Below are 8,686 nucleotides of genomic sequence, written 5' to 3'. Positions count from 1 at the left end.
AGCCGTCGAGCCGGACGATACGCTCCCTGGCGATCTTGGCAATGATCTTATTCGAAGAAAAAATATCTCTCACCTGTCATGTTCCGAAACCGTCAAGCGCACTTGACACTTCTGGGACCCTCGCCCTAGCCTCTGTCAACGACGGAGCCTTTGGCGCCGCCGAGCACCAGGGAGCGGATGCATGGGTCCCGAGGACCGGCCGGCACGACCGCTCTACACGCCTGCCGAACGGCGACGGCGCGACTCTTCGCCCTGGACCCTGGTTCAGGGCGTGCTGGCGCCTCTGCAATTCGCGATCTTCCTGATCAGTCTCGTCCTGGTGCTGCGCACCCTCGCCACCGGTGCAGGTCAGTTCGCCGCTGAGATCTCGGTCGTCGTGAAGACCCTGGCGCTCTATGCGATCATGGTCACCGGCTCGATCTGGGAAAAGGCGGTGTTCGGGCGGTGGCTCTTCGCACCGGCGTTCTTCTGGGAGGACGTGGTCAGCATGCTCGTGCTGGCCCTTCACACAGCCTATCTCGCGGCTCTCATCACGGGCGCACTCAGCGGGCAGGCGCTGCTGCTGCTCGCGCTGGCGGCCTACGCGACCTACGTGGTCAATGCCGGCCAGTTCCTCATGAAGCTCCGCGCCGCCCGTCTCGAGGGCACCGGCAGCCGCGCACCGCGCCTCGCGGAGGCGCTGTCATGAACGCTCCCCTGATCCACCAGCCTCCCTGCGGCGGCATCGACCTGCACCAAGAGCAGGGGCAGAGGGCAGTGTTCTGCGGCCTCACCGGCATCGTCTGGCTCCACCGGAAGATCCAGGACGCCTTCTTCCTCGTGGTCGGCTCACGGACCTGCGCGCATCTGATTCAGTCCGCCGCCGGGGTGATGATCTTCGCCGAGCCGCGCTTCGCGACCGCGATCATCGACGAGCGCGACCTCGCCGGGATCGCCGACGCGAACGAGGAACTCGACCGGGTCGTGACCCGGCTGATCGAGCGGCGGCCGGATATCAAGCTCCTGTTCCTGGTGGGCTCCTGCCCGTCGGAGGTGATCAAGCTCGACCTGTCCCGGGCGGCGCAACGGCTGTCGGGGCGCCTCGCCCCCGTGCGGGTCCTGAACTACTCCGGCTCCGGCATCGAGACGACGTTCACGCAGGGCGAGGATGCCTGCCTCGCCGCCCTGGTGCCGGACCTGCCCCGCGAGGTCGAGACGGCCGCGCCGTCGCTCCTGGTCGTCGGGGCGCTGGCCGACGTGGTGGAGGACCAGTTTCTTCGGATTTTTGCCGCGATGGGGATCGGCGACGTCCGGTTCCTGCCCGCCCGCCGGGCCGACACGATGCCCGCGGTCGGGCGCAACACGCGCTACCTCCTGGCCCAACCGTTCCTGGCCGACACGGCCCGCGCCCTCGAAGAGCGCGGCGCCCGCCGGCTCCCGGCGCCGTTCCCGCTCGGTGCCGAGGGCACGACCGGATGGCTGCGGGCGGCGGCTGAGGCGTTCGGCGTCGCTGAGGCCGTCTTCGACCGGGCGACGGCCCCGGGCCGCACCCGAGCCGAGACCGCCCTAGCGCCCCATCGCGAAAAGCTCGCGGGCAAGCGCGTGTTCTTCTTCCCTGATTCACAGCTCGAAGTGCCGCTCGCCCGCTTCCTCGCCCGGGAACTCGGCGCGGATCTCGTGGAGGTCGGGACGCCCTACCTGCACCGGGCGCATCTCGCCGCCGAGATCGAGCTGCTGCCCCAGGGTACGCGGGTGACCGAGGGCCAGAGCCTCGACGACCAGATGGACCGCTGCCGGGCGGCGCGCCCGGACCTCACGGTCTGCGGCCTCGGCCTGGCCAACCCGCTGGAGGCGGAGGGTCTGTCGACCAAGTGGTCGATCGAGCTGCTGTTCACGCCGGCACAGGGCTACGAGCAGGCCGGCGACCTCGCCGAGCTGTTCGTGCGCCCGCTCCGGCGCCGCGCCCTGCTGGAGGTGTAGCGCCATGCAGCTCACCCTCTGGACCTACGAGGGTCCCCCGCATATCGGCGCCATGCGCGTCGCAACGGCGATGTCCGGCCTGCACTACGTGCTTCACGCGCCGCAGGGCGACACCTACGCGGACCTGCTGTTCACGATGATCGAGCGGCGGGACGCCCGCCCGCCCGTCACCTACACCACCTTCCGCGCGCAGGATCTCGGCCGCGACACCGCCGAGCTGTTCAAGGAGGCGGTCGCCGCCGCGCACGCACGCTTCCAACCCCAGGCGATGATCGTCGGCGCCTCCTGCACCGCCGAGCTGATCCAGGACGATCCGGGTGGCCTCGCCAAGGCCCTCAACCTGCCGATCCCGGTGATCCCGCTGGAGCTGCCCGCCTACCAGAAGAAGGAGAACTGGGGCGCCTCGGAGACCTTCTATCGCCTCGTCCGGGCGCTCGCCGGTCCGCCGGCCCCGCGTCCGGCGCGCGAGCCCGGTCGGCGGCCGCTCTGCAACATCCTCGGGCCGACGGCTTTGGGCTTCCGCCACCGGGACGATCTGATCGAGATCCGACGTCTGCTCGACTCCCTCGGGATCGCCGTCAACATTGTCGCGCCGCTGGGAGCCTCTCCGGCCGACCTCGGCCGCCTCGGGGACGCCGATTTCAACGTCGTGCTCTACCCCGAAACCGCTCGGTCGGCCGCGGAGTACCTGAAGAAGAGCTTCGGGCAGCCCTTCACGCAGACACTGCCGATCGGCGTCGGCGGCACCCGCCGGTTCGTCGCCGAGGTGGCGGAGATCGCGGGAATCGATCCGGCACCCGTGCTCGACGGCCCGGGCTCGCGCCTGCCCTGGTACTCGCGGTCGGTCGATTCGACCTACCTGACGGCCAAGCGCGTCTTCGTGTTCGGGGACGCGACGCATGCCATTGGCATCGCCCGGGTCGCGGCGCGTGAACTCGGCTTTACGGTGGTCGGTCTCGGGACCTACAGCCGCGAATTCGCCCGCGAGGTCCGCGCCGAAGCGGCCGAGCACGGGATCGAGGCGCTGATCACCGACGACTACCTCGACGTCGAGGCGGCGATCCGCGCGGCGGCGCCGGAACTGGTGCTCGGCACCCAGATGGAGCGCCACGTCGCCAAGCGGCTCGGCATCCCCTGCGCGGTGATCTCGGCGCCGGTCCACGTCCAGGACTTCCCGGCCCGCTACGCGCCGCAGATGGGGTTCGAGGGCGCCAACGTCCTGTTCGACACCCTGGTCCATCCGCTGATGATGGGCCTCGAAGAGCACCTCCTCGGCATGTTCCGGGAGGATCCCGAATTCCACGACGGCGTCGGCCCCTCGCATCTCGGCGGCAAGTCCTTCGGGACTCCGGCGGACGGGGCGCTCGAGTCCGGAGAACGGGCGCCGGCCGACACCCCTCCGACGTCGGCGCCCGTTCCGATCCTGCTGGACAGGCCGGTCGCGACCGCGTGGTCGCCGGAAGCCGAGAAGGAACTGAGAAAGATCCCGTTCTTCGTGCGCGGCAAGGCCCGCAGCAACACCGAGACCTTCGCCCGGGAGCGGCACCTGCCGCTCATCACGATCGAGACCCTCTACGATGCCAAAGCGCATTACGGCCGCTAGGCCGCCGATCCGCGTCGTCATCGTCACGCTCGACAATCATTTGGCGAGCGCGGTGGAACGGGCGCGCCTGCGCCTCCGGTCCGATATGCCGGGGCTGGTGCTGGGCTTCCACGCGGCAGCCGAGTGGGAGACCGATCCTGCGACGCTGGAGGCCTGCCGGGCCGACATCGCGCAGGCCGACATCGTGCTCTCGGCCATGCTGTTTATGGACGAGCATGTCCGGGCGATCCTGCCGGCGCTCGCGGCCCGGCGCGAGGCCTGCGACGCGATGATTGGCTGCATGTCGGCGGGCGACGTGGTGAAGACGACGCGGCTCGGCCGCTTCGACATGAGCGGCACCAAGCGCAGCGCCCTCGACTTCCTGAAGAAGCTGCGCGGCAAGCCCGGCCAGCAGGGCAATGCCGGCCGGCAGATGGCCCTGGTGCGCAAGCTGCCGAAGATCCTGCGCTTCATCCCGGGCTCGGCCCAGGACGTGCGCGCCTACTTCCTCACCCTGCAATACTGGCTGGCGGGCTCCGACGAGAACGTCGCAGCCCTGGTGCGTTTCCTCGTGCACCGCTACGCGGCGGGCGAGCGGGCGGCCTGGCGCGACGGGCCGGCGGCACCCGCGCCCCTCGACTACCCCGAGACCGGCCTCTACCACCCGCGCCTGCCCGGCCGAATCGGCGCGGACCCGTCTCGGCTGCCGCGCCGGGCGGACGCGACGGGCCGCGTCGGCCTCCTGGTCATGCGCAGCTACGTGCTCGCCGGCAACACCGCCCACTACGACGGCGTCATCGCGGCCCTGGAGGCCAAGGGCCTCGACGTGGTGCCGGCCTTCGCCAGCGGTCTCGACAACCGCCCGGCCGTGGATTCGTTCTTCATGCGGGATGGGCGCGCCTGCATCGACGCCCTCGTGTCCCTCACCGGCTTCTCCCTGGTCGGCGGCCCCGCTTACAACGATGCCGCTTCCGCCGAGGCGATGCTGGCCCGGCTCGACGTGCCCTACCTCGCCGCCCAGGCGCTGGAGTTCCAGACGCTGGAACAGTGGGAGGCGGGTGAGCGCGGCCTGTCGCCGGTCGAGGCGACCATGATGGTCGCGATCCCCGAACTCGACGGCGCCACCGCCCCGATGGTTTTCGGGGGCCGCTCCGCCGCGTCGGGCAGCGACAATTCCCGCGACATGCGGGTCCATCCCGAGCGGGCCGCGCGTCTCGCCGAGCGGGTCGAACGGCTGGTGTCCCTGCGCCGGACCGAGAAAGCCGAGCGCCGACTCGCCGTGGTGCTGTTCAATTTTCCGCCGAATGCCGGCGCCACCGGCACGGCGGCGTTCCTGTCGGTCTACGCCTCGCTCCTCAACACCCTGAAGGGCCTGGCGGCCGACGGCTACAAAGTCGACGTCCCCGAAAGCGTCGATGCCCTGCGCGCAGCGATCCTTGAGGGCAACGCCAAGCGCTACGGCACTCAGGCGAATGTCCACGCCCGCATTCCGGCCGAGGACCATCTGCGGCGCGAGACTTACCTCGCCGAGATCGAGACCCAGTGGGGCCCGGCGCCGGGCCGCCATCAGACCAACGGCGCCGAGATCTTCGTGCTCGGAGCGCAGTTCGGCAACGTCTTCGTCGGAGTCCAGCCTGCCTTCGGCTACGAGGGCGACCCGATGCGGCTGCTGTTCGAGCGCGGCTTCGCGCCGACCCACGCCTTCTCGGCCTTCTACCGCTACCTGCGGGAGGATTTCTCCGCCGACGCCGTGCTGCATTTCGGCACCCACGGGGCGCTCGAATTCATGCCCGGCAAGCAGACCGGCCTGTCCGAGGCCTGCTGGCCGGAGCGGCTGATCGGGGCGCTGCCGAACGTCTACCTCTACGCCGCCAACAACCCGTCGGAGGGGACGCTCGCGAAGCGCCGCTCGGCCGCGACGCTGGTGAGCTACCTGACCCCGAGCCTCGCGGCGGCCGGGCTCTACCGCGGGCTGATCGACCTGAAGAGTTCGATGGAGCGCTGGCGCGGCCTCGACCTCGAAGCCGGGACGGAGCGGGAGAGTCTCGCCCGGATGATCCAGGACCAGGGCGCGGCCCTCGATCTCGTGGCCGCCGAGCCGGCCTGGACCGGCGATCTCGGCGCCCGGGTCGGCGCCCTCTGGTCCGCCGTGCAGGAGTTGGAGCAGACCCTGATCCCGCACGGGCTGCACGTGGTCGGAGCGGGGACGCCGGAGGTCGAGCGGGTCGACCTGCTCCTGGCGCTCGCCGAGTCGGCGCACGGCGTGAGTCCGGAGCGGGCCGGGATCGAGGCCCTGGTGGCCGGGCACGGCGTCGAGGCAGCGCTGACGGCCTCCGGCCTGTCCGCCGACGAGACCAGCCGCGCCGCCTTCGCGAGTCTGGCCGAGACCGACCGGCTGCTCGCCCGGGACCACGAGGTGCCGGCGCTGCTGCGGGCCCTCGACGGCCGCTTCGTTCCGCCGGTGGCGGGCGGCGACCTGCTGCGCAACCCTGCGATCCTGCCAACGGGCCGCAACCTCCACGGCTTCGACCCCTACCGCCTGCCTTCCGCCTTCGCGGTCGCGGACGGTGCCCGGCAGGTGGCCCGCATCCTCGAACGCTTCGCGGCCGACGGAAAGCCCTGCCCGGAGAGCGTTGCCCTGGTCCTGTGGGGCACCGACAACCTCAAGAGCGAGGGCGGCCCGATCGCCCAGGCGCTGGCGCTGATCGGCGCCGCGCCCCGCTTCGACGGCTACGGCCGCCTGAGCGGCGCCGAGCTGATCCCACTGGAGACCCTTGGCCGCCCGCGCATCGACGCGGTGGTCACCCTCTCGGGCATCTTCCGCGATCTCCTGCCGCTCCAGACGAAGCTCCTGGCGGAGGCTTCGTACCTCGCCGCCACCGCGGACGAGCCGCTGGAGCAAAACTTCGTCCGCAAGCACGCCCTGGCGATCCAGGCCGAGCAGGGCTGCGACCTGGAGACGGCGGCCCTGCGGGTCTTCTCGAACGCCGAGGGGGCCTACGGCGCGAACGTCAACCACCTTGTCGATTCGGGGAGCTGGGACGACGACGCCGAGCTGTGCGAAACCTTCTCGCGCCGCAAGAGCTTCGCCTATGGCCGCACCGGCCGCCCGGCGCCGCAACGCGCCCTGATGCAGGCGGTGCTGGCCTCCGTCGACATGGCCTACCAGAACCTCGACTCGGTCGAGGTCGGCGTCACCTCCGTCGACCACTACTTCGACGGCCTCGGCGGCATGGGCCGGGCGGTGGCCCGCGCCAAGGGCGAGTCGGTGCCGATCTACATCAGCGACCAGACCCGCGGGGAGGGGCGCGTGCGCTCCCTCGAGGAGCAGGTGGCGCTGGAGACGCGCACCCGCATGCTCAACCCGAAATGGTACGAGGGCCTGCTCGGCCACGGCTACGAAGGCGTCCGCCAGATCGAGACCCACCTGACCAACACGGTGGGCTGGTCGGCCACCGCCAACGCGGTCCAGCCCTGGATCTACGAGCGGATCACCGAGACCTACGTCCTCGACCCCGCCATGCGCGAGCGCATGGCGGCCCTCAACCCCACCGCCTCCGCCAAGGTCGCCCAACGGCTGATCGAGGCCCACCGCCGCGGTTTCTGGACTCCCAACGCAGAGATGCGCGACGCCCTCGACCGGGCCGAGGAGGAGCTGGAGGATCGTCTCGAAGGCGTCACCACAGGAGTCGCCGCATGAACATCGCCATCCGCAATCCGGTCGTCGCCCGGAAGGAAGAAGGCAGCGTCCAGGTCGCCCTGGACCCGGACCTGAAGATCGAGACCGCCAAGGTCTTCGCGGTCTACGGCAAGGGCGGCATCGGCAAGTCGACCACCTCGTCAAACCTGTCGGTGGCCTTCTCCAAGCTCGGCAAGCGCGTGCTCCAGATCGGCTGCGACCCGAAGCACGACTCGACCTTCACCCTGACCAAGCGCCTCGCCCCCACGGTGATCGACGCCCTGGAGGCAGTGAACTTCCATTCGGAGGAGCTGCGCGTCGAGGACTTCGTGGTCGAGGGCTATAACGGCGTCATGTGCGTCGAGGCCGGCGGCCCGCCCGCCGGCACCGGCTGCGGCGGCTACGTGGTCGGCCAGACGGTGAAGCTCCTCAAGGAGCACCATCTCCTGGAAGACACCGACGTCGTGGTGTTCGACGTGCTGGGCGACGTGGTCTGCGGCGGCTTCGCCTCGCCGCTCCAGCACGCCGACCAGGCGCTGATCGTCACCGCCAACGATTTCGACTCGATCTTCGCCATGAACCGGATCGTGGCGGCGATCCACGCCAAGTCGAAGAACTACCCCGTGCGCCTGGGTGGTGTCATCGCCAACCGCTCGGCCAAGACCGACGAGATCGACCGGTTCAACGACGCGGTCGGCCTGAAGCGGCTGGCTCATTTCCCCGACCTCGACGTGGTCCGCCGCTCGCGGCTCAAGAAGTCGACCCTGTTCGAGATGGACTCGTCCCCGGAGCTCGACGCCGTGACCGCGGAGTACATGCGGCTCGCCGAGACGCTGTGGTCGGGCGCCCCGCCCTGCGAGGCGGTCCCAATGAAGGATCGCGACCTGTTCGAGTTCCTCGGTTTCGATTGAGTTTGGGGTCCGACCAATGGCCAGCGCCAGCTACGACGCCCGCCGGGGCGAGTTGACCACCTACTTCGACCGCACCGCGGTCGAGGCGTGGTCGCGTCTGACCTCGGACGCGCCGGTGAGCCGCATCCGCGCCACGGTGCGGGCAGGCCGCGACGCCATGCGGGCGACGCTCCTCTCCTGGCTGCCCGCCGACATGACCGGCCTGCGCCTGCTCGATGCCGGCTGCGGCACCGGGGCGCTCAGCGTCGAGGCGGCGCACCGCGGGGCGGAGGTGGTGGCGATCGACGTCTCGCCGACGCTGATCGGGCTGGCGCAGGAGCGGCTGCCGGCGATCGCCGGGGCGGGCCGCATCGACTTCCGCGTCGGCGACATGCTCGATCCGGGTCTCGGCCGCTTCGACCACGTGGTGGCGATGGATTCGCTGATTCACTACCGGGCTGCCGACATCGCCCGGGCGCTGGCGGCGCTGGGTGCGCGCACCGACGGCTCGGTGCTGTTCACCGTGGCGCCGCGCACGGCCCTGCTGACTGTGATGCACGCGGCGGGCAAGTTCTT

General features: G+C 70.5%; 6 protein-coding genes. All 6 read left to right on the top strand.

Annotation, left to right across the window (positions count from 1 at the left end):
• The first annotated feature begins 181 nt into the window (after positions 1 to 181).
• Entirely contained in the window at positions 182 to 688 is a 507-nt protein-coding gene (bchF, locus tag I53_RS03125) for a 2-vinyl bacteriochlorophyllide hydratase (protein ID WP_043346566.1), read from the top strand.
• On the top strand, positions 685 to 1,959 hold the full coding sequence (locus I53_RS03120; protein ID WP_043346564.1) for a ferredoxin:protochlorophyllide reductase (ATP-dependent) subunit N: 1,275 nt from the start codon (positions 685 to 687) through the stop codon (positions 1,957 to 1,959). The genes bchF and I53_RS03120 overlap by 4 nt, the downstream gene beginning before the upstream one ends.
• A 4-nt stretch (positions 1,960 to 1,963) precedes the next feature.
• Positions 1,964 to 3,562, top strand: a complete 1,599-nt coding sequence (bchB, locus tag I53_RS03115) for a ferredoxin:protochlorophyllide reductase (ATP-dependent) subunit B (RefSeq protein ID WP_043346562.1) — start codon at positions 1,964 to 1,966, stop codon at positions 3,560 to 3,562.
• Complete coding sequence (locus tag I53_RS03110; RefSeq protein WP_043346560.1) at positions 3,537 to 7,241, top strand: magnesium chelatase subunit H; 3,705 nt, start codon at positions 3,537 to 3,539, stop codon at positions 7,239 to 7,241. Before bchB ends, I53_RS03110 begins: the two co-directional genes overlap by 26 nt.
• A complete protein-coding gene (gene bchL, locus I53_RS03105; protein ID WP_043346558.1) occupies positions 7,238 to 8,131 on the top strand; it encodes a ferredoxin:protochlorophyllide reductase (ATP-dependent) iron-sulfur ATP-binding protein in 894 nt (297 codons plus the stop codon). Before I53_RS03110 ends, bchL begins: the two co-directional genes overlap by 4 nt.
• Positions 8,132 to 8,147: 16 nt before the next feature.
• Positions 8,148 to 8,686: magnesium protoporphyrin IX methyltransferase (gene bchM / locus I53_RS03100; RefSeq protein WP_043346556.1), on the top strand; the 539-nt coding region annotated here is incomplete at its 3' end.

Source organism: Methylobacterium sp. B1, assembly GCF_000333255.1.
GTDB classification, from domain to species: domain Bacteria; phylum Pseudomonadota; class Alphaproteobacteria; order Rhizobiales; family Beijerinckiaceae; genus Methylobacterium; species Methylobacterium fujisawaense.
Note: the sequence above shows the minus strand (reverse complement) of the source record. Positions and strands in the feature narration are given on the sequence as shown.